We start from the raw sequence: 24,472 nt of genomic DNA on the forward strand, positions 1-24,472 counted from the left end.
CTTTTTTTGTGATTCTCAAGATAATGTGTATTTTTGCAGAGTTATCAACCAATATACTTTATGAAAAACCAGTTGATATTAATTCTTTTTTCGATATTGCTTTATGGTTGCTCAGAAGCTGAGGCAGAAACTCCGATACTTGAATTAACAGGAGTATATACCAATGAAAGTGATACTAATTATGCGAACACTTTAGATCAATTGCCTACTTTAAGTGTGGGAGATGAGATAGACATAAGTTTTTATCTAAATGGAAATGGAAACAATTTAAGAAGTTTTGTTTTAAAGAATAATAACTCGGCTATTAAAACGAAATTCTTTTTTTATGGAGATGATATCTCCGATGATTTTTCCGATCTTACTAATGGAGTTGTTGGCTTTGTAGATATTCCTGAAACAGAGATTGCCGTAAAAGCAACCATTCTGGAGGTTACTGAAGAAAACCCTGTATTATCTTTCTATTTATCTTCTAAGGCTGTGAATTGTGAAGGGGCTTCCTTTAAACTGGAAATACCTGTGGGAGAGAAAGTTGTAAATAATGAGTGATCTATAAATGGTGGAATGGGGGTGTGTCATGACTTTATGAAACACCCCCAATGTTTTTTATAATCTTGCTTGTATCGCTTTAGATTCTTCTTCGTATCCCGGTTTGTTTAACAGGGCAAACATATTCTTCTTATACGCTTCTACACCCGGTTGATCGAATGGGTTAACCCCCAACACATATCCGCTTATTCCGCAACCAATTTCAAAGAAATAAAGAAGCTGACCGATATTGTATTCGTTAAGTTCGGGGATGGTGATGCGTAAATTAGGCACTCCACCGTCTACATGAGCAATTTGTGTTCCTAATTCGGCCATTTTGTTTACTTCGTCTACACGTTTACCTGCAAGGAAGTTCAAGCCGTCAAGGTTAGCTTCATCAGAAGGAACAGACAGGCTATGGTTTGTTTTCTCTACAGAAATAACGGTTTCGAAAATGGTGCGTTCACCTTCCTGAATCCATTGACCCATAGAATGTAAATCGGTAGAGAAATCTACAGCAGCGGGGAAAATACCTTTGTTTTCTTTTCCTTCCGATTCTCCGTATAATTGTTTCCACCACTCACTTACATAATGCAGTTTGGGGTTGTAGTTAACTAAGATTTCAATTTTCTTTCCGTTCTTATATAGCTCATTGCGGGTAGCAGCATAAATGGCAGCGGGATTCTTTTCGAAAGGAACATCCATTCCGCAAGACTTTTCCATATCGACAGCTCCGGCAACCAGCTTTTCGATGTCATATCCGGCCACGGCAATAGGCAATAAACCTACCGGAGTAAGTACAGAAAAACGTCCGCCTACATTGTCGGGGATAATGTATGATTTGTAACCTTCCTGATCGGCGGTGATACGTGCAGCACCTTTTTTTTCGTCGGTAACGGCTACGATAACCTTTTTAGCCATGTCTTTACCTCTTTGATCTTCGCATTGTTTTTTGAGAAGACGGAAAGCCAAAGCTGTTTCGGTAGTAGTACCGGATTTGGAAATATTGATTACCCCAAACTTTTTGTCTTTTAAGAAAGTAGTCAGTTCATATAAGTAATCTTCGCCAATGTTATGTCCTGCATAAACAATTACCGGATTCTTTTTATCTTCCTGCAACCAGCTAAAGCTGTTGGCAAGCGCCTCAATTACGGCACGTGTTCCCAAATAACTTCCACCAATGCCGGCTACAACTACTATTTCGCAGTTTTCCTTTAAAACCTGAGCTGTAGCTTTAATGTCTGCCAGAAATTCTTTGGTAATAGAAGAAGGGAGATGCAACCATCCTAAGAAGTCGTTTCCTTTACCGGTTCCTTTTTCAAGAGCTTCCTGAGCTGCTTTCACTTTAGACTCGTATGAAGCAACTGCTTCTTTAGAAATAAATCCAAGAGTTTTTTCAATGTTTAAAGTAATCATATTATATAGTTTAAGTTGAGAGTTGAGAGTTGAGAGTTGAGAGATTCGATGCCGCATGGTAACTTTCAACTCTCAACTCTCAACTACCTAAATGAATCCGTCAACAACTTGATTTCAATCATTGGGGAAATTCGTTCATATAGAATATTGTACACCGCATCAAGAATCGGCATATTTACATGATGATGCTTGTTTATTTCCTTGATACATTTAGTACCGAAATAACCTTCAGCAATCATTTCCATTTCAATCTGGGCACTTTTTACCGAGTAGCCTTTACCTATCATGGTTCCGAATGTACGGTTGCGGCTGAAATTGGAATATGCTGTCACTAAAAGGTCTCCCAGATACACAGAGTCGTCCACATTTCGGTCGATAGGATGCACGGTATTCAAGAACCGGTTCATTTCCTGTATGGCGTTTGCTATTAATACGGCCTGAAAGTTATCTCCGTATTTAAGACCGCTGCAAATACCTGCGGCTATGGCATACACGTTTTTGAGTACAGAGCCGTATTCAATGCCGGTTACATCATCGCTGATAGATGTTTTCACAAAACTACTGCTCATTCTACGAGTCATGGCACGTGCTTTGTCTTTATCCGGGCAGGCCACTGTAAGGTATGAAAGTCGCTCAAGCGCAACTTCTTCCGCATGACAAGGCCCTCCGAGAACAGCAATGTTTTCGGGAGGCACTCCGTATATTTTGGTGAAATATTCGGAAACAATTAAGTTTTCGTCGGGAACTATACCTTTGATGGCAGTTAGGATAAACTTATCTTTCAGCTTTACCTTTAGTTTCTTGAGATGTGCTTTCAGGTAAGGAGACGGAGTTACAAAGATGAGTGTATCCGACTCTCTTACTACATCATTAATATTGGAACTAAAGTTAATCCGCTTAACGTCAAATTTGACACTTGTGAGATAGGAAGGATTATGTCCCAAGCGTTTAAAATCGGCAATACGATCATCTCTTCGCATATACCAATTTATCGAATCTTCCTGAGACAGAATAATTTTGGCAATCGCTGTTGCCCAACTACCGCCTCCCATAATGGCTATCTTACCGGGTATTTTCATCTATCCGATCTAAGAGTTTATGAGTTGAGCTTGTTCACCCATCCGGTAACGTCGTTAACCGAAAGGCTGCTTAGTTCCAATTTATATTTCTTGTTGATTCCGGAGATATCCTGATGCAATTTCTGAGGATTTACATCTTTCATCTCTTCTACGGTATTGTAACCTGCTTTTTGAATGGCAGGCACCCACTCTTCGGGAATACCCAGTTCCATATATTTGTTGGCAGAATCTTTCTTAATCGTTTTTTCGGGACGCATTTGCGGGAAGAACAATACTTCCTGTATGGTGGTTTGTCCGGTAAGCAGCATGGTTAAACGGTCCATACCGATACCCATTCCCGATGTTGGAGGCATACCGTATTCCAAAGAACGAACGAAGTCCATATCTATAAACATAGCTTCATCGTCTCCCTTTTCGCTTAATTTAAGTTGATCTTGGAAACGGCCTAACTGGTCGATCGGATCGTTAAGCTCAGAGTATGCATTACACAGTTCTTTTCCATTAACCATCAACTCGAAACGTTCGGTCAGTTCCGGATTGTTGCGATGGCGTTTGGTCAATGGCGACATTTCAATCGGGTAATCTGTAATGAATGTGGGTTGTATGTAGTTTCCTTCGCAGAATTCTCCAAAGATTTCGTCAATGAGTTTTCCTTTACCCATTGTTTCGTCAATCTCCATCTGGAGAGTTTTGCAGATTTCGCGAATTTCTTCTTCACTTTTCCCGGTTAAGTCATGACCGGTGAATTCTTTAATAGAATCCAGCATAGTAACTCTTTTAAAGGGAGCTTTGAAGTTGATAACATTATCGCCCACTTTAATTTCGGTAGTGCCGTTTACGTCGGTAGCTATTTTTTCGAGCATATTTTCCGTAAACTTCATCATCCAGTTATAGTCTTTGTATGCTACGTATATTTCCATGCAAGTAAATTCCGGGTTATGCGTACGGTCCATTCCTTCGTTGCGGAAGTTTTTGGAGAACTCATACACACCTTCGAAACCACCTACGATAAGACGTTTCAAATAAAGTTCATTGGCAATACGCAGATATAGAGGCATATCCAGTGCATTGTGGTGGGTGATAAACGGACGTGCTGCCGCTCCTCCCGGTATGGATTGTAAAACGGGGGTTTCTACTTCAATGTATCCTTGGCTATTAAAGTATTCGCGCATGGAGCTATATACTTTTGTGCGCTTAATGAATATGTCTTTCACTCCTTCGTTTACAGCCAAATCTACATAGCGTTGGCGATAACGAAGTTCGGGATCTTCAAAGGAATCATAAGCTACACCATCTTTGTACTTCACAATAGGAAGAGGCTTAATAGATTTAGCCAATACGGTAAGCTTTTGGGCATGTACACTGATTTCGCCCATTTGAGTTCTGAATACAAATCCTTCGATTCCTACAAAATCGCCTAAGTCGAGCAAACGCTTGAAAACGGTATTGTACAATTCTTTATCTTCGTCCGGACAGATGTCATCACGTGTAATATACACCTGAATACGTCCTTTGGAATCTTGGAGTTCGATAAATGATGCTTTACCCATTACACGACGACTCATGATACGCCCGGCTATAGATACCTTGCGGGGTTCGTCTTCGTCTTTAAAATCCTGTTTTATATCTGTAGAGAAAGCATTGGTTATATACTCTGCAGCCGGATAAGGCTCGATACCCATTGCACGGAGTTCGTTCATACTGTTCCGACGAATAATCTCCTGCTCACTAAGTTCTAATATATTCATTTTAAACAAGTTTGTGGGTTTTCAGGTTTTCAGGCTTCTAAAGTTTTTGCGGTTGTGAGGCTTCTTATTTGTAAGGTTGGTTAACCCAACAAAGAACCTGAGAACCTAAAAACAGACGGACCTAAAAACTAAAAACTCAAATCCATTTTGGGGCAAAAGTACGAAACATTTCCTTAACTTTGCACACTTTTATAAAAAATAGGTGTATGTCAGGTCAAAAAATTCCCACAGCATTAGGTACGGAAAAGATTGGTAAGTTATTAATGCAATATGCGATTCCTGCAATTATTGCTATGACGGCCGCTTCTTTATATAATATGGTCGATAGTATTTTCATCGGACAAGGAGTAGGTAAATTGGCTATTTCAGGATTAGCATTAACTTTTCCTTTAATGAATTTAGCAGCTGCATTCGGTTCTTTGGTTGGAGTAGGGGCTGCTACATTGGTATCGGTGAAGTTGGGGCAGAAGGATTATGATACAGCACGTAACGTATTAGGGAATGTTGTATTGCTGAATATTTTGATTGGGGGAGTATTTACTGTTGTATCGCTTATCTTCCTGGACCCGATTCTTTACTTCTTTGGTGCCAGCGAGTTTACCATCGATTATGCCCGCGATTATATGCAAATTATCTTATTGGGTAATATTGTTACGCATTTATATTTAGGGCTTAACTCTATACTTCGTTCTGCCGGACATCCTCAAAAGGCGATGGCAGCTACCATTTTCACAGTTATATTGAATACGATATTGGACCCTATCTTTATCTTCGTATTTGATTGGGGAATCAAAGGTGCGGCTATTGCAACCATCTTGGCGCAACTTCTGGCTCTGTTATGGTTAGTTAAGCAATTTATGAATAAGAATGAGTTGATTCATTTCGATAAAGGGATTTTCAGACTGAAAAAACGTATCGTAAAGGATTCGCTGTATATTGGTGCTTCTCCTTTCTTAATGAATCTGGCAGCTACTTTCGTGGTTATCTTTATTAATAAGGGATTGAAGGAACATGGAGGAGATTTAGCAATTGGTGCTTACGGCATTGTGAATCGCATTACCTTCCTGTTTGTAATGATTGTGATGGGGATTAACCAAGGTATGCAGCCCATTGCGGGGTATAACTTCGGAGCCAAATTGTATAGTAGGGTGACTTCGGTTCTTAAACTTTCTATTTATGCGGCAACGGCTGTTACTTCTTTAGGATTTATTGTCGGAATCTTTATGCCTGAACTGGCCGCATCTGTCTTTACTTCGGATGAAGAACTTATAAAATTGGCTGCCGACGGGATGAGAGTCGTTGTTATTTTCTATCCTATCATTGGTTTTCAAATTGTTACGGCTAATTTCTTCCAGAGTATAGGTATGGCAGACAAAGCTATCTTCCTATCGCTTACACGGCAGTTGTTGTTCTTGATACCTTGTTTATTAATACTTCCGCATTACTTTGGAACATTCGGTGTTTGGGTGAGTATACCCGTAGCGGATTTAGCTTCGAGCCTTATTGCAGGCATTATGCTATGGCATCAGTTCAGGGTGTTTAAAAGTGGAAAAGTAACTAATACATTATAATCTTCGGAAAGATTTTTTAATTTTGTAGATGTAATGAAAAACAGATACTCTAAAAGATAATAGTATGAAAGATAATCACTTTGTTATTAATATAGGACGTCAGTTAGGTAGTGGCGGGAGAGAAATTGGTACAAAACTTGCCGAAAAGTTGGGTATTTCTTTTTATGATAAAGAATTGATCAATCTGGCCTCTAAAGAAAGCGGTTTATGTAAAGAACTCTTTGAAAAAGCAGATGAAAAACCCTCTCAAACAGTTGTAGGAAGCTTTTTGGGTGCTCGGTTTTCATTGTTTACAGACGCTTCGGTACCTTATGCCAATTATTTAAGTAACGACACCTTATTTAAGATACAAAGTGATGTAATCAGAGATCTGGCTGCTAAGCAATCTTGCATTTTTGTAGGACGATGCGCAGATTATATTTTGCGAGACTTTCCTCGTTGTGTCAACGTATTTATATCGGCACCTACCGAAGACCGGGTAAAACGTCTTTGTGCCACAGAAAATCTTTCGGAAGAAGAAGCGAAAGAGGTTATTCGGCGCACGGATAAAAAACGCTCCGAATACTATAATTATTATAGCTATAAAACCTGGGGCGCTGCCGAAACATATCATTTGTGTATAGACTCTTCTATATTGGGAATGAATGAAACCATCCTTTTTATTGAGGAGTTTGCGAAGAAGAAGTTGAAGCTCTTCCCCAAGTAACATACTGTTACATAAAGATCCCTTTCACTGCGAAATTTCTCTAAAAAAAATCCCTTGTTCTAAGTTATTCTGTATATTTGTAGCTCGTTTTTAGACATTTGGAAAGAATTAAAGAAAAAAATCAATAATTAATCTGATTTTAAATTTTAATATAAACTATGGCAGACAAAAAAGAAAAACTCTTCTCGGATTTTTCTCCGGTATCTACAGAGCAGTGGATGGAGAAAGTGACAGCCGACCTTAAAGGCGCTGACTATGAGAAGAAACTTGTTTGGAAAACAAACGAAGGATTTAAAGTAAAACCTTTCTACCGGATGGAAGATATTGAAGGACTTGCAACCCTCAACGCACTGCCCGGTGAATATCCTTACTTAAGAGGTACCCGTAAAAACAACAATTGGCTGATCCGTCAGGAAATTCGTGTAACAGATCCTAAAGAGGCAAATGCAAAGGCGCTGGATCTCTTAAACAAAGGAGTCGACTCCCTTGGTTTTAGCATAAATGCGAAAGAGCTTTCGGCCGAATATATAGCCACTTTATTGGAAGGTGTTCATGCACCGGCTATTGAGTTGAACTTCTCGACTTGTCAGGGACATGTGGTAAAGTTGGCCGAGTTATTGGTAGCCTATTTCGATAAGAAGGATTACGATGTGAAAGAACTGAGAGGTTCTATCAACTTCGATTATTATAATAAAATGCTTACCAAGGGTAAGGAAAAAGGCGATGTGGTTCAAATAGCTAAAGCGTTGCTCGAGGCTATTCAGCCGCTTCCGTACTATCGGGTATTAAACGTAAATGCATTAACATTGAATAATGCAGGAGCGTATATCTCTCAGGAACTTGGTTATGCATTGGCTTGGGGTAATGAGTACATGCAGCAACTAACAGAAATTGGTATACCTGCCGGGCTGATTGCCAAAAGAATTAAATTTAACTTCGGTGTAAGCTCCAACTATTTTATGGAGATAGCTAAATTCCGTGCTGCACGTATGTTGTGGGCAAATGTGGTAGCTTCTTACAAACCCGAAAGCCTCTCGGATTGCGAAAACAGAGGTCCTAACGGCGAATGTCGTTGTGCAGGACGTATGCAAGTACATGCAGAAACTTCCTCTTATAACCTTACTTTATTTGATGCTCATGTGAATTTGCTTCGTACACAAACCGAAGCCATGAGTGCTGCATTGGGTGGAGTAAATTCAATGACTGTTACTCCGTTCGATAAAACTTATCAAACTCCGGATGAATTCTCAGAACGTATGGCACGTAATCAACAATTGTTGTTGAAGGAAGAATCTCATTTCGATAAAGTAGTCGATCCGGCTGCCGGTTCTTATTATATTGAAAACCTAACTGTTTCTATCGCTAAGCAAGCATGGGAAATCTTCTTGAAAGTTCAGGAAGAAGGTGGTTTCTATGCAGCACTGAAAGCAGGAAGCGTTCAAAAAGAAATTAACGAAACAGGTAAAAACCGTCATAAAGCAGTAGCGCAACGCAAAGAGATTTTATTGGGTACCAACCAATATCCTAACTTTACGGAAGCTGCTAACGGAAAAACTCCGGTAGGATCTACCTGCTGCTGCGGTGGAAATGATAATTGTGAGAAAGACGTACAGACCTTGAACTTCGATCGTGCTTCGAGCGAATTTGAAGCCTTACGTTTGGAAACCGAAGCTTCCGGCAAACGTCCGAAAGCATTTATGTTGACGATCGGTAATTTGGCTATGCGTCAGGCACGTGCTCAGTTCGCTTGCAACTTTCTGGCTTGCGCCGGATATGAAGTGGTAGATAACTTAGGATTCCCAACTGTTGAAGAAGGAGTAGAGGCTGCCATGAAAGCGAAAGCAGATATCGTAGTGCTTTGTTCGAGCGATGATGAATACGCAGAATATGCTGTTCCGGCATTCAAAGCATTGAATGGTCGTGCTATGTTCATTGTAGCAGGTGCTCCCGCCAATATGGATGAACTGAAAGCCGCAGGTATTGAGAACTTTATCAATGTTCGTTCCAATGTATTGGAAACATTGAAGTCTTATAATGCACAATTATTGAAATAACATTTTCTACCACAGAGGACACTGAGGACACAGAGTTTTTATGTTCTTAGTTATATTTACTCCGTGACCTCTGTGTACTCTGTGGTGAATAGAAATCATAAAACAATGAAACCGGATTTTAAAAATATAGATATTTTCGCCGGATTTCAGCCCGCAAACGGAGCTGAATGGCAAAAGGCAAATAACATTGCTGCGAACTGGGAAACCCCGGAGCATATTAATGTGAAGCCTGTTTATACCAAAGAAGACCTGGAAGGAATGGAGCACCTGAATTATGCAGCCGGACTTCCTCCGTTTCTTCGCGGACCTTATTCCGTAATGTACACCCTTCGTCCCTGGACGATCCGTCAGTATGCCGGGTTCTCTACTGCCGAAGAATCGAATGCTTTCTATCGTCGTAACCTGGCTTCCGGACAAAAAGGTCTGTCTGTAGCATTCGACTTGGCTACTCACCGCGGATACGACCCCGACCACGAACGCGTAGTAGGTGACGTGGGTAAAGCAGGTGTATCTATCTGTTCATTGGAAAACATGAAAGTTCTTTTCGATGGTATTCCATTGAATAAGATGTCTGTATCCATGACAATGAACGGTGCAGTGCTTCCTGTATTGGCTTTCTATATCAATGCAGGATTAGAGCAAGGTGCTAAATTGGAAGAACTTGCAGGTACTATTCAAAATGACATCCTGAAAGAATTCATGGTGCGTAATACTTATATCTACCCGCCTGCATTCTCTATGAAGATTATCTCTGATATCTTTGAATATACTTCGCAAAAGATGCCTAAGTTTAATTCAATCTCTATTTCAGGTTATCACATGCAAGAAGCAGGAGCAACCGCAGATATTGAGTTGGCTTATACATTGGCAGACGGTTTGGAATATCTTCGCGCAGGTACTGCCGCAGGTATTGATATTGATGCGTTTGCACCTCGTTTGTCCTTCTTCTGGGCAATTGGTATGAACCACTTTATGGAGATTGCCAAGATGCGTGCCGCTCGTTTGCTTTGGGCTAAGATTGTAAAACAATTCAATCCGAAGAACCCGAAATCATTGGCATTGCGTACACACTCGCAAACTTCCGGATGGTCTTTAACAGAGCAAGATCCATTTAATAATGTAGGACGTACTTGTATCGAAGCCATGGGAGCTGCGTTAGGTCATACCCAATCTTTGCACACCAATGCATTGGATGAGGCTATCGCTTTACCTACCGATTTCTCTGCACGTATTGCTCGTAATACACAGATTTATATTCAGGAAGAAACATACATCACCAAAAATGTAGACCCATGGGGAGGTTCTTATTATGTAGAATCTTTAACCAATGAAATAGCTAATAGAGCATGGGAACTCATCGAGGAAGTTGAGAAACTGGGTGGTATGGCCAAAGCCATCGAAACCGGTATTCCTAAAATGCGTATTGAAGAAGCGGCTGCCCGTACACAAGCTCGTATCGACTCCGGTTCGCAAACCATTGTAGGAGTAAATAAATACCGTTTGGAAAAAGAAGATCCGATTGATATTCTTGAAATTGACAATACAGCCGTTCGTAAAGAACAGATTGAGCGTCTGAAAGAATTGAAAGAAGGTCGCGATGAAGCCAAAGTACAAGCTGCGTTGGAAGCCATTACCAAATGTGTGGAAACCAAAGAAGGTAACTTGCTGGAGTTAGCCGTAGAAGCTGCTCGCGTACGTGCCACATTGGGAGAAATCTCTTATGCATGCGAAAAAATTGTAGGACGTTATAAAGCAATAATCAGAACGATATCAGGCGTGTATTCATCAGAAAGTAAAAATGATCCGGACTTCAAGAAAGCTACTAAGCTGGCCGAGAAGTTTGCGAAGAAAGAGGGACGTCAACCTCGTATTATGGTTGCAAAAATGGGACAAGATGGTCACGATCGCGGTGCCAAAGTAGTTGCAACAGGTTATGCCGATTGTGGTTTCGATGTGGATATGGGACCTTTGTTCCAAACTCCGGCAGAAGCTGCTCGTCAGGCTGTTGAGAACGATGTAAACGTAGTAGGGGTATCTTCACTGGCTGCCGGACACAAAACACTGATTCCTCAAATTATGGAAGAATTGAAGAAGTTGGGCCGCGAAGATATCATTGTAATTGCAGGGGGGGTAATTCCTGCTCAGGATTACGATTTCTTATATCAGGCAGGTGTAGCGGCTATTTTCGGACCGGGTACTCCGGTGGCAAAAGCTGCTTGTCAGATTCTTGAAATCCTGATGGACGAAGAGTAAGATTGAATGTATCTCTTATAATAATAGTAAAGGATCGGCTGATGTGTCGATCCTTTGTTTTTTATTCAAAATCCCACCAAACATCCCTTTTAGCAGGCGTGCCTATGGTGTAGGGTTCTCCGATTTTAGGAACCGTTACAGGAATACCGACAGCATCCATTAAAGGTAGAAACTCCTTAATAGGCTCGTTCCAAATATGATAGGCAGCAGCAAAACGACTCCAATGTACAGGCAGCACCATTTTTGCTTTTAATTCTTGCGCAGTATGAACTGTTTGTTCCGGAAAAGAGTGATTAGGAATCCAATCTACATTATACTGTCCGTTTTCCAGAAAGGCAAGATCGAAGGGACCGTATTTATCTCCGATATCTTTGAAATGTTTGTTGTAACCTCCGTCACCTCCAATGAAGATGCGGTGTCCGTGTATATTGAGTACATAAGATGTCCAGAGAGTTCTTCCTTTCTTTTTGAAACGTCCGGAGCGATGTTGTTGTGGGGTAGAGATAACCTGAATATCCTGATTGAAAACCACAGTATCTCCCCAGTTTACTTCCTGGTAGTTGCCGGATTTCCATCCCCATTGATCCAATAAAGTACCTATCCCCAACGGTACAATGGCTTGTGTATCCTTTTTACGATATTTGCGAACGGTATGGCAGTCCAGATGATCGTAATGATCGTGTGTAATTAGAATTAAATCAATAGGAGGGAGGTCTTTTACTTTGTAGATATGACTACCCGGCATGCTTCGGTTAAAATAAAACATGGGAGAGGCGTAATCGCATAACACAGGATCTACTAAAATATTGAATCCTTTCGACTGAATGAGGTAAGAGGAATGTCCGAACCAAACAACCGTAGTTTCCTCGAAAACAGTATCTTTCAGATTTGTTTTTACGGAAGGTATATCTTGCGATAGTTTGGGGCGTTTTCTGAATTTTCGATCTGTTTTCTCTTTGCGGATACGTTCATTGATGTACATAACACTATCCGTATTGTATAGATTTTGAAAAGATCTGTCCTTATAATTAGGTAATAAAGCATATTCTGCTTCTTTCTTTTTGGAAGGATATCTCCCTACGGAGCGTATAACAGAACAACTTGAGAGTGTACCAATGCACACTAAAATCAAAAAGGTTGGAATAATCGTTTGCTTTAGGTTAGGCATAATTGGTTAGCAATAACTGTTTATGTAAAGATAACCAAAACTAACTGATCTTACCCAATCTTCGTTGAACAATTTTTCTCTGCGATATATTTTTGATTGCTTTAGCAAGATTTTGCCGCGGCCGCAACGAGATTCTTCCACGGCCGTAACCAGGTCTTGCCACGGCCGTAACAAGAATTTGCCGCGGCCGCAATAAAACCTTGCCGCGGGCGTGGCAAGGTTATTTAAAGAGTACACGTGTCAAGTATACACATGCTCAGGTTATTATTTCTTACAGGATATGCTTAGCGTTGCTTAGATGTTATTTTGTAGTTCTCAATCTGATTCTATATGCTACATCAATCGTTATTAAGTGTCCATAACGAAATTCGGTTTTCGGATTAATATGAATCAATTTGGGAAAATACATAATGCCTAAACTAAAATTCTTTGTAGGTGTATAGTAGGCTGACAATATGAATCCTATATTCTTTTCTGTAAGCTTTTTGTTCGGAGGGCGAATTCCATTGTGAAATGTTTCAAAATCGTCATTATCTCCATAATAATTATGTCGCCACGTGTCTTTAGAAAAAGATAGGCCATAACCATAAATAAAAGATTTATATCGATGGTTATTGGTTAATCCCACATATATTGAATTTGCGAATTCTTTTTCGCCGGAAGAGTAATCAACGGGAGCTGGAAGAGGAAGGAAAAAATCTAATCCTCCTCCTGCAAAAAGACTTAAATACATTTTGTCTGTATGGTAATAATCAAGTCCGATTAATGCTCCTATAAAACCTATAGAGTTTTTTGTTTTTTCATTATGCAAATTAAGTGTAAACTGATTTATGTAGGGCAAAGATAATCTCAAATCAATTGTTCCTTTTTTATAAGTTTCTAATTTACTGATAATTCGCTTAGAATGAAAAGAGTCTATAGGTGCTAAAAAATCATGAACTTTCAGCATTTGAGCTTTTAATCTAATATCGGAATTGAATAGGGTTGGCTTCTTATATTTATTCACTAATAGGGCATTTCCTCCAATTTTTCGGGTTTCGTTTTCAGCAAACATAAAGATTGAAGACGAATCACAACTTTTATTAATACCATCTATACAGCTAATTTCCAGTTTTCCCAATATCTCATAATTAATAGGTATATCATGAGGCTTTTGATAAAAAACAATTGTATCTTCTTCATTTGTAGGTGAATAACTCTTCTTTATTGATCTGTGTATTTGAGGCGAACACGATGATAATAAGACTAAAATGCTTATTGTAATTGTTTTATTCAGAAAAGCAGTGACCAATTTACTCATATTCCAAGCTTTACATAGTATTGATACGCAGTATTTAGAAACCGTTTTGAGTTTCTTAAACTACAAATTAAGCAAATATTTGATACAAGTAAAAGTTGTGGCATAAAAAAATGCCTTTCTCTCCCACAGAATCAGGCAGCTTTCTCTTATAGACTTAGAAATTGTTTTTAATAACTCTAAAATTGAATAAACAAAATATTAAATACTGTTATAAAACATCTGTTTTCGCACACGGAATTTGCTAATATCAAAAAACTCCGTATCTTTGTACTGTGTTTTTCATAGTATTAGATTTAAGGTTAACAAAGGTTGGGGTCAGGCGTGATCCCTTTTTTTATACCCATACGTAATCTTAACACTTTATACTTTCCTGCTTTTTGCCTACCTTTGCTCATCTAAAGTAAAATCAATGATAGTTTGTATTGCCGAAAAGCCCTCTGTGGCACGTGATATAGCCGATGTTCTCGGTGCCCGAAATAAAAAAGACGGATATATAGAAGGAAACGGATACCAGGTGACTTGGACATTCGGACATCTGTGTACCCTGAAAGAACCTCATGAATATACTCCTTCCTGGAAATCGTGGAGTTTGAGTAGTTTACCTATGATTCCTCCCCGTTTTGGGATTAAGTTGATAAGTAATCCTACTTATGAAAAGCAATTCCGTGTAATAGAAGAGCTGATGAAGAATGCTGATGGCATTATCAACTGCGGGGATGCCGGGCAGGAGGGAGAGCTGATACAACGTTGGGTGATGCAAAAAGCCGGAGCCAAATGCCCTGTAAAGCGTTTATGGATTTCATCGCTGACCGAAGAGGCCATTAAAGAAGGATTTGTAAAGCTGAAAGACCAAATAGAATTTCAACCTCTTTATGAGGCGGGCCTTTCAAGAGCTATTGGCGACTGGCTACTGGGAATGAATGCTACTCGCCTTTATACCCAAAAGTATGGGCAAGGTAAGCAAGTGCTTTCTATTGGTAGAGTGCAAACTCCTACATTGGCTCTGATTGTAAATAGGCAATTAGAAATACAGAATTTTGTTCCCGAACCTTATTGGGAGTTGAAAACAATTTATAGAGACACTACCTTTTCTGTAACTAAAGGTCGGTTTACTAAAAAAGAAGAGGGGATGGAATTTCTGGAAACAGTAAAGAATGCTCCTTTCTTTGTAACAGATATTTCGGCTAAAAAAGGAACTGAGTATGCACCACGTCTCTTCGACCTGACTTCTTTACAGGTAGAGTGTAATAAGAAATTTGGTTATTCGGCAGATGAAACATTGAAGTTGATTCAGTCTTTATATGAGAAGAAGGTCACTACCTATCCTCGTGTAGATACTACTTTTCTGAGTGATGATATTTATCCAAAATGTCCTGCTATTCTGCAAGGATTAAAAGATTACACGGTATTGGTTTCTGCCTTGAATTTGGCGAAGCTTCCTAAATCTAAAAAGGTATTTGATAGTTCGAAAGTAACCGATCACCATGCCATTATTCCTACCGGTGTGCATCCGCAGAACCTTACAGATATGGAAAAGCAGGTGTTCGATTTAATAGCCCGTCGTTTTATTGCTTCCTTTTATCCCGATTGTAAAGTCTCTACCACTACTATATTGGGCGAAGTAGAAAAGATTGAGTTTAAAGTAACCGGAAAACAAATACTGGAGCCCGGTTGGCGCGTTGTTTTTGCCAAAGAACAGGTTGAGGAAAAAGAAGGCGACGAAGAGCGCGTATTGCCCGAATTTGTAAAAGGAGAAAGTGGACCGCATGTGCCCGACCTGAACGAAAAGTGGACACAGCCCCCCAAGCTCTACACCGAAGCTACCTTGTTGCGCGCCATGGAAACAGCAGGTAAGTTAGTTGATAATGATGAATTGAGAGACGCGTTAAAGGAGAACGGTATCGGACGCCCTTCTACTCGCGCGGCTATCATAGAAACGCTTTTCAAACGGAACTATATTCGTAAAGAGAAAAAGAACCTGATAGCTACCCCTACCGGCATGGAATTGATACAACTCATTCACGAGGAACTCCTGAAATCTGCCGAACTAACCGGTATCTGGGAAAAGAAGCTACGCGAAATAGAAAAGAAAACGTATGATGCCCGACAGTTTCTGGAAGAGCTTAAACAGATGGTTACCGAAATCGTAAACAGCGTACTCTCGGACAACAGTAACCGACGGATTACAATTCAGGATGTTTCCATTCCTGTAAAAGAAGAAAAAGCAAAGAAGGAACCCAAGAAGAGAGAGAGTAAACCACGGGCTAAGAAAGTAAAAGAGGAAAAGTCAAAGGCTGTCATTCAAGAAGGACAAGTTTGTCCGGTATGTGGTAAGGGAACGGTTATAAAAGGGAAAACGGCATTTGGTTGCTCGGAATGGAGGAATGGGTGTCAGTTTAGGGAATCGTTTTGAATATGAGGGTGTGTCAAAAATGTCAATGACACACCCTCATAGTATTACATTTCCCCGTAAGCCTTATAGAACTCTACCACAGCCACAATTCCCTTCCGGAAAATATCCAGGCTAAAGTTCTCGTTCGGAGAATGAATGGCATCTGATTCTAAACCAAATCCCATTAATACCGTTTTTACTCCTAATACTTGTTCGAACGTAGAAATAATAGGAATACTTCCACCACGACGAACGGCTAATGGTTTCTTACCAAATGCTACTTCAAAACCTTTCTCGGCTGCTTTATAGGCAGGAAGTGTAATGGGGCAAACATATCCTTCGCCACCGTGCATAGGAGTTACTTTTACCTGTACCGTATCAGGAACAATGGATGCTATATAGTCAATAAACATTTGCGATATCTTGTGATGTTCCTGGTGGGGCACCAATCGACAAGAAACTTTGGCATAAGCTTTAGAAGGGAGTACTGTTTTAGAACCTTCGCCTGTATATCCACCCCAAATGCCACAAACGTCAAAAGAAGGGCGACAGCTATTGCGCTCTAAGGTAGAATATCCTTTCTCGCCAAATAATTCTTTTACGCCAATGGAAGCTTTATATTTTTCTTCATTGAAAGGAATACTTGCAATCATGTCCCGTTCTTCTTTAGAGAGTTCTTCTACATCGTCATAGAATCCCGGAATGGTAATGCGACCGTCTTTATCAATCACCTTATCTATAATGCTGCAAAGTGTATTTATAGGGTTGGCAACCGCACCACCAAAGTGACCGGAATGCAGATCGCGGTTGGGGCCTGTTACTTCTATTTCCCAATAAGCCAATCCGCGGAGTCCGGTGGTCAACGAAGGAAGATCGGCACCTAACATACTGGTATCGCTTACCAGAATAATATCAGATTTGAGCAATTCTTTATGTTCTTTGCAGAATGCTTCAAGGCTGGGGGAACCTATTTCTTCTTCTCCTTCAAAAATAAATTTTACGTTCGTTGTTAACAAGTTATTCTTAACGAGGTATTCGAATGCTTTTACCTGAATGAAGGCTTGTCCTTTATCATCGTCGGCACCACGAGCCCAGATATAGCCATCGCGTATTTCTGCTTCGAATGGCTCGCTTTTCCAAAGGTCGAACGGTTCGGCAGGCATTACATCGTAATGAGCATATACCAATACGGTTTTGGCTTTCGGGTCGATGATCTTCTTTCCAAATACGATTGGGTTACCGGCCGACGGCATAATTTCTACTTCATCGGCTCCGGCCTCTAATAGTAGTTCTTTCCATCTTTCGGCACATTTTTGCATATCTGCTTTATGCTCCGGTTTAGCACTGATACTGGGAATGCGGATGAGGCTGAATAAGTCTTCCATCATCGCAGATTCGTTTTCTTGGATGTAGAGCCTCACCCCATCCCTCTCCGAGGGAGAGGGAGCTTGGTTAGCTCTGTCTTTCATTTTCTTTTCCATTTTAATATAGAGTATATTTAAAGTTAATTTGCCGAATGGTTCCCCCTCTCCTTTGGAGAGGGCTGGGGAGAGGCTTCTACAATTGAGTTGTTCTATCTATTAAATAAAAATCAAGTATTGTCATAGCTGTCATGGCTTCTACAATGGGTACGGCACGAGGGAGTACACATGGGTCATGTCGGCCTTTAGCTTGCAGAGTAGTATCTACGCCATCGGCATTTACGGTATGTTGTTCCATTAATACAGTAGGAACGGGTTTGAAGGCTACCCGGAAATAAATATCCTGCCCATTGCTGATGCCTCCTTGTATACCTCCGGAATGATTGGTGTGGGTAGAGATCACTCCGTCTTTGTTATAGAATACATCGTTCTGTTCCGAGCCTTTAAGTTTTAGTCCTTTAAAACCTTCTCCGTATTCAAAGGCTTTGGCAGCATTGATGCTGAGCATGGCACCTCCCAAAGCTGCGTGTAACTTACCGAATACAGGTTCTCCTAAACCGATAGGGCAATTTTGGATAACACAAGTTACAATTCCGCCAATGGTGTCGCCTTCGTTTTTTATTTGGGCAATGTATTCCTCCATTTCCTTGGCTAATTCAGGATCGGGGCAACGAACGGCATTTGTTTCCGCTACGCTTAAATCATAATCTTTATAATTTCCATCCAATTTTAAGTAGCCAACCTGAGAAGTATAAGCTTTCACCCCAATACCCAATTGCTTGAGAGCAATTTTGGCTAAGGCTCCGGCAACTACCCGTGATATGGTTTCGCGAGCAGAAGAACGCCCTCCACCACGATGATCCCGTATACCATATTTAATCGAATAAGTGTAATCGGCATGAGATGGGCGATACACTTCTTTCAGGTTATTATAATCGTTGGAATGTTGATTCTCATTCCAAACAATAAATCCAATAGGCGCACCGGTTGATTTTCCTTCAAAGATTCCGGAGAGGAATTCTACTTTATCACCTTCTTTCCGGTTGGTGGTTATGTTAGATTGTCCGGGCCGACGGCGATTAAGTTCTGCTTGTACAAAATCCATGTCTATGGTAACACCGGCAGGAAATCCGTCAATTACTCCACCGATTCCTTGTCCATGAGACTCGCCGAAACTGGTAAGTCTGAATATATTTCCAAATGAATTGAACATATTGAATTAAAGGTTTTGGTTTTATAGCCTCAAATTTATGTAAAAAAATGTTTGAAAACAATTATCTGCGGTAAATTTATAGGGTATTATTGTGTTAGATGCTTTGGCGTGTATACAAAGAATAAAAAATTATTTTGTTCTTTATTCTTCTATAAACTCCCCATATTCATTATATACACTTTGGTCGAGGTGGTATTTTCTTTTACTTATACGAGTTATTGAATAATTGTGCGCTTTGGCAGGTACAATAAATTCTCCTTTTCTATTAATTAAACCATACTTCTTGTTGTACTCAACAACTGTTATCCCATGCAAAAAAGGTTCTGCTCTATCATAAATCAATGGCAATACAATTTTTCCGTTGACATCAATAAATCCATATTTTCTATTTTTATCAGTAACAACAGCTAAACCTTCGGAGAACTCTGTCGCTCTCAGATACTGTGTTAGCGGTATTGCCTGTTCGCCTGCTTCATCAACAAACATTACCGGTCTTTCACCTCTTCCCACTGATACGCTCACTAATGCCCTTCCGTTTGTATAGTCGCTTATCTGGTCGTAAGTTACAGGCAAAACGGTTTCGCCTTTAGTATTTATTAATCCGCATTCATCATCTATAAAAACACGTATTATATCTTCGCTGCCTTCAATGCCTTCAATCCTGTCGTATATATAAGGTGTTACAGCTTTCCTTTCTGCATTCCACAATGCCTTTTTTCCGTCTTTTTCAACAGAAACACAAGTGTTTGTAACTGCCCTTACAGATTGTATCTCGGGTATTTTCATTAGTTGTTCCTTGTCGGTATCCAGGAAGTAAATCTCGTAAACAGGCTCCTCCTCTTCGTTGTTTTGCGTTTTAGTATAGTAATATAAATCATTTTTCTGATACAAATTTTTATAGGTGGAGTACATCACAAGTTCGCCTGCCTGATTTAAAAAGCAGTTTTCTTTTTTGTTGGTATCAAACGCGTAAATCAGTTTTTGAATATTGGGATTTTTGTTTACTAAAGTAAAATTGATTTGCTTTGATGCTGTGTTGGTAGGCATATACACAATAAACGAACTTACATTGCCCTTGAAAAAGCCCGTATAGCTCTTTTCATTATTGTTTATTGGTGGTAGTTTAGAGTATGTTTTTCTTACAGCTTTCTTCAACTCATCAACTGTTTTAAAATTGTTGGCTTCATTTACAAGTTTTTTTAAAGCCTTAGCATATACTTTACTTGTCTCCTTTACTCCTTTTGTTCCCGATGAAGATGATGAAGATTTTAAAACTTTGCCTTCATCGTTTAAAGCAATGATTTTTTCATAATTCTTGGCCTTACCTGTAAAAATAAGCTCGGCCATATTACCTTGCATTTTAGCAACTTTAATGCTTCCCCCATCAAAATTTACTTCATCTGTAAACTCGTATTGTTTATAATCTTCGATATAGGAATAGCTAATGGTGGTTTGTATACTGTCTATTACCTTGGTTGTGTTCATATCTCCCCAGCTATAAAATTTCTGTATTTTATCGTCAACACTACCATCGTGAAAAAATATTTTATTAGCTTGGTAATCTGCATTTCCGGAAGTTTCATCAAAATAATCTACCCGTACCTTGATTGTGGTTTTTGGATATTTATAGTATTGTAATATATAAGCATTGGCAGAGAATTTTTTGTATTCCTTTTCAATATCTTCAGGTTTCGCAAATGTTGGAAACTCGGAGTATGACTCGTCTTCCTTAGCATATTCTTTGGGAGTTTCGTTTCCGAAAAAAGAACCGCCATTAAACAAAGCCTCAAGCTGCTGATAGTCCTCATATTCTTTTTTCAGGAATTCTTTTGCTTCGTCAAGGTTCATTTCATCAAATTGAGAAATAAATTTATCAACCACCTCTTGTGAGTTGATTTTACCAGAACAGGCTGTTAGTAATACAATTGTAGGGAGTATTATTGTTTTTCTGATGATTGTTGTGAATGCTCTTTTCATTTTCATTATTATTATTAATATTCTTTATTCTTCTATAAACTCCCCATATTCATTATAGACACTTTGGTCGAGATAGTATTTTCTTTTATACATACCAGTCATTGAATAACCGTATGATGTGGCAGGTACAATAAAAGTTCCTTCTCTATTAATTAAACCATACTTTCCGTTGTACTCAACAAGTGTTATCCCATGCGAAAAAGGTCTTGCGTCATCATAAATTAATGGCAATACAATTTCTCCGTTAACATTAATAAATCCATATTTTCTATTTTTATCAGTAACAACTGCTAAACCTTCGGAGAACTCTGTCACTCTCAAATACTGTGTTAGCGGTATTGCTTGTTTACCTGCTTCATCAATAAACATTACCAGTTTTTCACCTCTTTCTACTAATGCCCTTCCGTTTGTATAGTCGCTTATCTGGTTGTAAATTACAGGCAAAACGGTTTCACCTTTAGTATTTATTAATCCACATTTATCATCTATAAAAACTCGTATTATATCTTCACTGCCTTCAATACGTTCAATCCAATTGTATATATAAGGTGTTACAGCTTTCCCTTCTGCATTCCACAATGCCTTTTTTCCGTCTTTTTCAACAGAAACACAAGTGTTTGTAACTGTCTTTACAGATTGTATCTCGGGTATTTTCATTAGTTGTTCCTTGTCGGTATCCAGAAAGTAAATCTCCCTGACAGGGTCCTCATCTTCATCATCTTCATCGTTTTTCGTTTCAGTATAATAATATAAATCATTTTCTGGATAAAATTTTTCATTGTTGGGGTACATCACAAGTTCGCCTGCTTGATTTAAAAAGCAGTTTTCTTTTTTGTTGGTGTCAAACGCATAAATCAGTTTTTGAATATTGGGATTTTTGTTTACTAAAGTAAAATTAATTTGCTTTGATATTGTGTTGGTGGGCATATACACAATAAACGAACTTACATTACCCTTGAAAAAGCCTGTATAGCTCTTTTCGTTATCATTTATCGATGGTAGTTTAGAGTATGCTTTTCTTACAGCTTTCTTCAACTCATCAACTGTTTTAAAATTGTCGGCTTCATTTACAAGTTTTTTAAAGGCCTTAGCATATACTTTACTCATCTCCTTTGCTCCTTTTGTTCCCGATGAAGATGATGAAAATTCTAAAACTTTGCCTTCATCGTTTAAAGCAATGATTTTTTCATAATCCTTGGCCTTACCTGTAAAAATAAGCTCGGCCATATTACCTTGCATTTTAGCAACTTTAATGCTTCCGCCATTAAAATTTACTTCATCTGTAAACTCGTATTGTTTATAATCTTCAGCATAGGAATAGCTAATGGTGGTTTGTATACTGTCTATTACCTTGGTTGTATTCAAATCTCCCCAGCTATCAAATTTCTGTATTTTATCGTCAACACTACCATCGTGAAAAAATATTTTATTAGCTTGGTAATCAGCATTTCCGGAAACTTCAACTTCAATTTCATCTACCTGTACCCTGATTGTGGTTTTTGGATATTTATATTCTTGTAATATATAAGCATTGGCAGAGAATTCTTTGTATTCCTTTTCAATATCTTCAGGTTTCGCAAATGTTGGAAACTCGGAGTATGACTCGTCTTCCTTAGCATATTTTTTAGGAGTTTCGTCTCCGAAAAAAGAACCGCCATTAAACAAAGCCTCAAGCTGCTGATAGCCCTCATATTCTTTTTTCAGAAATTCTTTTGCTTCGTCAAGGTTCATTCCATCAAATTGAGAAATAAATTCATCAACTACCTCTTGTGAGTTGCTTTTACCAGAACAGGCTGTTAGTAATACAATTGTAGGGAGTATTATCGTTTTTCTGATGATTGTTGTGAATGCTCTTTTCATTTTTGTATAATTGATATTAATAAGACTTAGAAACCGTTTTTCACAGAATAAAATTCAAAACGGTTTCTTATAATGTGCGAAATTAGTTTTTTTTATTTTTTAATCCAAATGTATAGATGCGCGAAGGTGCGAAAGGAAGGAGCATTCAAATAAGGGTTTCGGCTTTAAAACTCTTGGTTGCAATATATTATGTTTTTGTGTCTGATGATGAAAGGGATGTTTTGTATTTATTTATAGGTAAGATTTAACTTCGAATGATTTTATCTTGCTGATCAAGAATTAGAGTGTTTGTACTTTGCTTATACTCAGTCCTGTACACTCCACTATTGTCTTATTGTCAATGCCCTTGTTTTTCATCTTTTTTGCTATTTCCAGCGCTTCATTTGATGCTTTTTGTTCGGAAAAAGCCAATTCAATCATTCTGTCAGCTAATTCTATTAATCGCTTTTTGCCACTATGTTTAGAGAAATCAATCCCCCAACACAAAGTCTTATCTTTGGTAAGAGCAATGTAGTATATTCCGCCTAAAATAATAGCCAGCATTGGGCTAATCACTGTCTTAGATGATTGGGGAAGAAATTCATCTGCAATGTAGCAATAAGCAAATTCCTTTGATTTTAATCTGTTGGTGGACAGATTAGAGTCATCCGCAACTTCCCATGCAAAAACTCGATGCAATACTTTGTCTTTATATAGATTATTGATAATGTCTTTAAATATTCGTTTTATAATTTCTTTATCACTCATATTATTCTTCCCTGAAATATCATCAATGATATCTGGAAGCCAAAATGTATATGTTTCTAAATATTTAGCAAAAAGACCTTCTAAATTGTTATACCATCTATATATTACAGGTGGTTCTGTAATTGCCCTTTCTGCTAATTCAGTGATAGAAATACAAAAAAGTCCATAATCTTCAATCATGCCTTTGGTGGCATTCATTATACTTTTTTCAATATCCTTGTTGGTTCTTCGAACTCTTTTATTTGATTTTTTTTCAAAATCTTCCATATTTATTTTAGATAATCGTGTTATTTATAACAAGAATTATATCTTTGCAATCAGAGCTTAATGAAGTTGATAATTTGTAATTCAAAAAACTGCAAAAACAAAAGTACATAAACAATCGAATCAAAAAAATAGTATGAGTGAATATGTAACTTAAAAAAAGAAATATTAAAAGACACAACGATTATGCACAACAACACTTGGATACTTCCCGAAGTTAAAAAAGATATAGATGCTTTGCGCCAAGAAGAACTGGCTAAAAAGCAAAGTATAGAGAATGAGGCTTTTCTAAAAGAAGGCTTAATCCCCAATTATGTACTCATTGATGCTGCTCTATGGGATACAGATATCGACATTTTATTTCTTGACCCAACTCTTCAATACAGATCGTTGTTCAGAGGGTCTACAGGCGAAAAACTATGGAGTGTTGCTCCATACCTTGTCGACATTTCGTCTGATGAAACTTTAGTAACTAAGATAAAAGAGAAAGATGCGGTAGAACGTAGGGTTACATGGTTATCATCTCCTTTACAGATTGATGAATTGCGTAAGCATTTAAGACGTTTTTTGCGAATGAAAACAGGGAGTGGCGAATATGTTTACTTCCGGTTTTACGATCCGTATGTAGTAAATGATGTTTTTCCACACTTAAGCATCAATCAATACATGGAGTTTTTTGATAAAATAGACTATCTGATTGCCAATGACAGACAAGCAGGAAAAAATCTATTTTATTTATCTGTAGACAAGAAATTATTAATTGAAAATCTCTCTTAGC

16 protein-coding genes and 1 pseudogene are annotated in these 24,472 nt (G+C 38.7%); 7 read left to right on the forward strand and 10 right to left on the reverse strand.

What is annotated here, in order from left to right:
• Nucleotides 1-60 precede the first annotated feature (60 nt).
• Nucleotides 61-546, forward strand: a complete 486-nt coding sequence (locus D0T60_RS07255) for a DUF5035 family protein (protein WP_163217495.1) — start codon at nt 61-63, stop codon at nt 544-546.
• A 57-nt stretch (nt 547-603) separates the two neighbouring features.
• Here D0T60_RS07255 and D0T60_RS07260 read toward each other — a convergent pair whose 3' ends face one another.
• From D0T60_RS07260 to lysS, 3 genes are all read right to left on the reverse strand, one after another.
• Nucleotides 604-1,941 (reverse strand): glucose-6-phosphate isomerase, encoded by a 1,338-nt coding sequence (locus D0T60_RS07260; RefSeq protein ID WP_163217496.1) that lies wholly within the window; start codon nt 1,939-1,941, stop codon nt 604-606.
• 83 nt (nt 1,942-2,024) lie between these two features.
• On the reverse strand, nt 2,025-3,020 hold the full coding sequence (locus D0T60_RS07265) for an NAD(P)H-dependent glycerol-3-phosphate dehydrogenase (RefSeq protein ID WP_163217497.1): 996 nt from the start codon (nt 3,018-3,020) through the stop codon (nt 2,025-2,027).
• 17 nt (nt 3,021-3,037) lie between these two features.
• Nucleotides 3,038-4,768: a lysine--tRNA ligase gene (gene lysS, locus D0T60_RS07270; RefSeq protein WP_163217498.1), complete on the reverse strand. Its 1,731-nt coding sequence runs from the start codon at nt 4,766-4,768 to the stop codon at nt 3,038-3,040.
• 206 nt (nt 4,769-4,974) lie between these two features.
• Between lysS and D0T60_RS07275 the strand changes: the two genes are divergently transcribed.
• The 4 genes from D0T60_RS07275 to scpA all read left to right on the forward strand — a co-directional run bounded on the left by D0T60_RS07275 (nt 4,975) and on the right by scpA (nt 11,352).
• Nucleotides 4,975-6,339: an MATE family efflux transporter gene (locus D0T60_RS07275; RefSeq protein ID WP_163217499.1), complete on the forward strand. Its 1,365-nt coding sequence runs from the start codon at nt 4,975-4,977 to the stop codon at nt 6,337-6,339.
• A 64-nt stretch (nt 6,340-6,403) separates the two neighbouring features.
• Nucleotides 6,404-7,045: an AAA family ATPase gene (locus D0T60_RS07280; protein ID WP_163217500.1), complete on the forward strand. Its 642-nt coding sequence runs from the start codon at nt 6,404-6,406 to the stop codon at nt 7,043-7,045.
• Nucleotides 7,046-7,203: 158 nt separating this feature from the next.
• Complete coding sequence (gene mutA / locus D0T60_RS07285) at nt 7,204-9,099, forward strand: methylmalonyl-CoA mutase small subunit (protein ID WP_163217501.1); 1,896 nt, start codon at nt 7,204-7,206, stop codon at nt 9,097-9,099.
• A 105-nt stretch (nt 9,100-9,204) separates the two neighbouring features.
• On the forward strand, nt 9,205-11,352 hold the full coding sequence (gene scpA, locus D0T60_RS07290) for a methylmalonyl-CoA mutase (protein ID WP_163217502.1): 2,148 nt from the start codon (nt 9,205-9,207) through the stop codon (nt 11,350-11,352).
• 61 nt (nt 11,353-11,413) lie between these two features.
• Here scpA and D0T60_RS07295 read toward each other — a convergent pair whose 3' ends face one another.
• Together D0T60_RS07295 and D0T60_RS07300 are read right to left on the reverse strand one after the other, a co-directional pair.
• Nucleotides 11,414-12,520 carry an MBL fold metallo-hydrolase gene (locus D0T60_RS07295; RefSeq protein ID WP_163217503.1) on the reverse strand — a complete coding sequence of 369 codons (1,107 nt, stop codon included), beginning with the start codon at nt 12,518-12,520 and terminating at the stop codon, nt 11,414-11,416.
• Between the two features lie 301 nt (nt 12,521-12,821).
• The gene (locus D0T60_RS07300; protein ID WP_163217504.1) at nt 12,822-13,820 is read right to left on the reverse strand and encodes a hypothetical protein; all 999 of its coding nucleotides are present in this window, start codon (nt 13,818-13,820) and stop codon (nt 12,822-12,824) included.
• Nucleotides 13,821-14,229: 409 nt separating this feature from the next.
• Between D0T60_RS07300 and D0T60_RS07305 the strand changes: the two are divergent.
• A pseudogene (locus tag D0T60_RS07305) lies at nt 14,230-16,123 on the forward strand (DNA topoisomerase 3); the annotation flags it as partial.
• Nucleotides 16,124-16,277: 154 nt separating this feature from the next.
• On the opposite strand, the gene D0T60_RS07310 reads toward D0T60_RS07305, so the two are convergent.
• The 5 genes from D0T60_RS07310 to D0T60_RS07330 form a co-directional block, all read right to left on the reverse strand.
• Nucleotides 16,278-17,681: a dipeptidase gene (locus D0T60_RS07310; protein ID WP_163217535.1), complete on the reverse strand. Its 1,404-nt coding sequence runs from the start codon at nt 17,679-17,681 to the stop codon at nt 16,278-16,280.
• Between the two features lie 88 nt (nt 17,682-17,769).
• Nucleotides 17,770-18,846 (reverse strand): chorismate synthase, encoded by a 1,077-nt coding sequence (gene aroC / locus D0T60_RS07315; protein ID WP_163217506.1) that lies wholly within the window; start codon nt 18,844-18,846, stop codon nt 17,770-17,772.
• Nucleotides 18,847-18,987: 141 nt separating this feature from the next.
• Nucleotides 18,988-20,823, reverse strand: coding sequence for a WG repeat-containing protein (locus D0T60_RS07320; RefSeq protein WP_163217507.1), 1,836 nt, complete (start codon nt 20,821-20,823; stop codon nt 18,988-18,990).
• Nucleotides 20,824-20,847: 24 nt separating this feature from the next.
• Nucleotides 20,848-22,683 (reverse strand): WG repeat-containing protein, encoded by a 1,836-nt coding sequence (locus D0T60_RS07325; RefSeq protein ID WP_163217508.1) that lies wholly within the window; start codon nt 22,681-22,683, stop codon nt 20,848-20,850.
• 279 nt (nt 22,684-22,962) lie between these two features.
• A complete protein-coding gene (locus D0T60_RS07330) occupies nt 22,963-23,697 on the reverse strand; it encodes a TetR/AcrR family transcriptional regulator (RefSeq protein ID WP_163217509.1) in 735 nt (244 codons plus the stop codon).
• 183 nt (nt 23,698-23,880) lie between these two features.
• Here D0T60_RS07330 and D0T60_RS07335 point away from each other — a divergent pair, with 183 nt between their 5' ends.
• Nucleotides 23,881-24,471, forward strand: a complete 591-nt coding sequence (locus D0T60_RS07335) for a DUF4123 domain-containing protein (protein ID WP_163217510.1) — start codon at nt 23,881-23,883, stop codon at nt 24,469-24,471.
• Nucleotide 24,472 lies beyond the last annotated feature (1 nt).

It is taken from the genome of Bacteroides sp. 224, from assembly GCF_010500995.1.
In the GTDB taxonomy this organism is placed as follows: domain Bacteria; phylum Bacteroidota; class Bacteroidia; order Bacteroidales; family Bacteroidaceae; genus Bacteroides.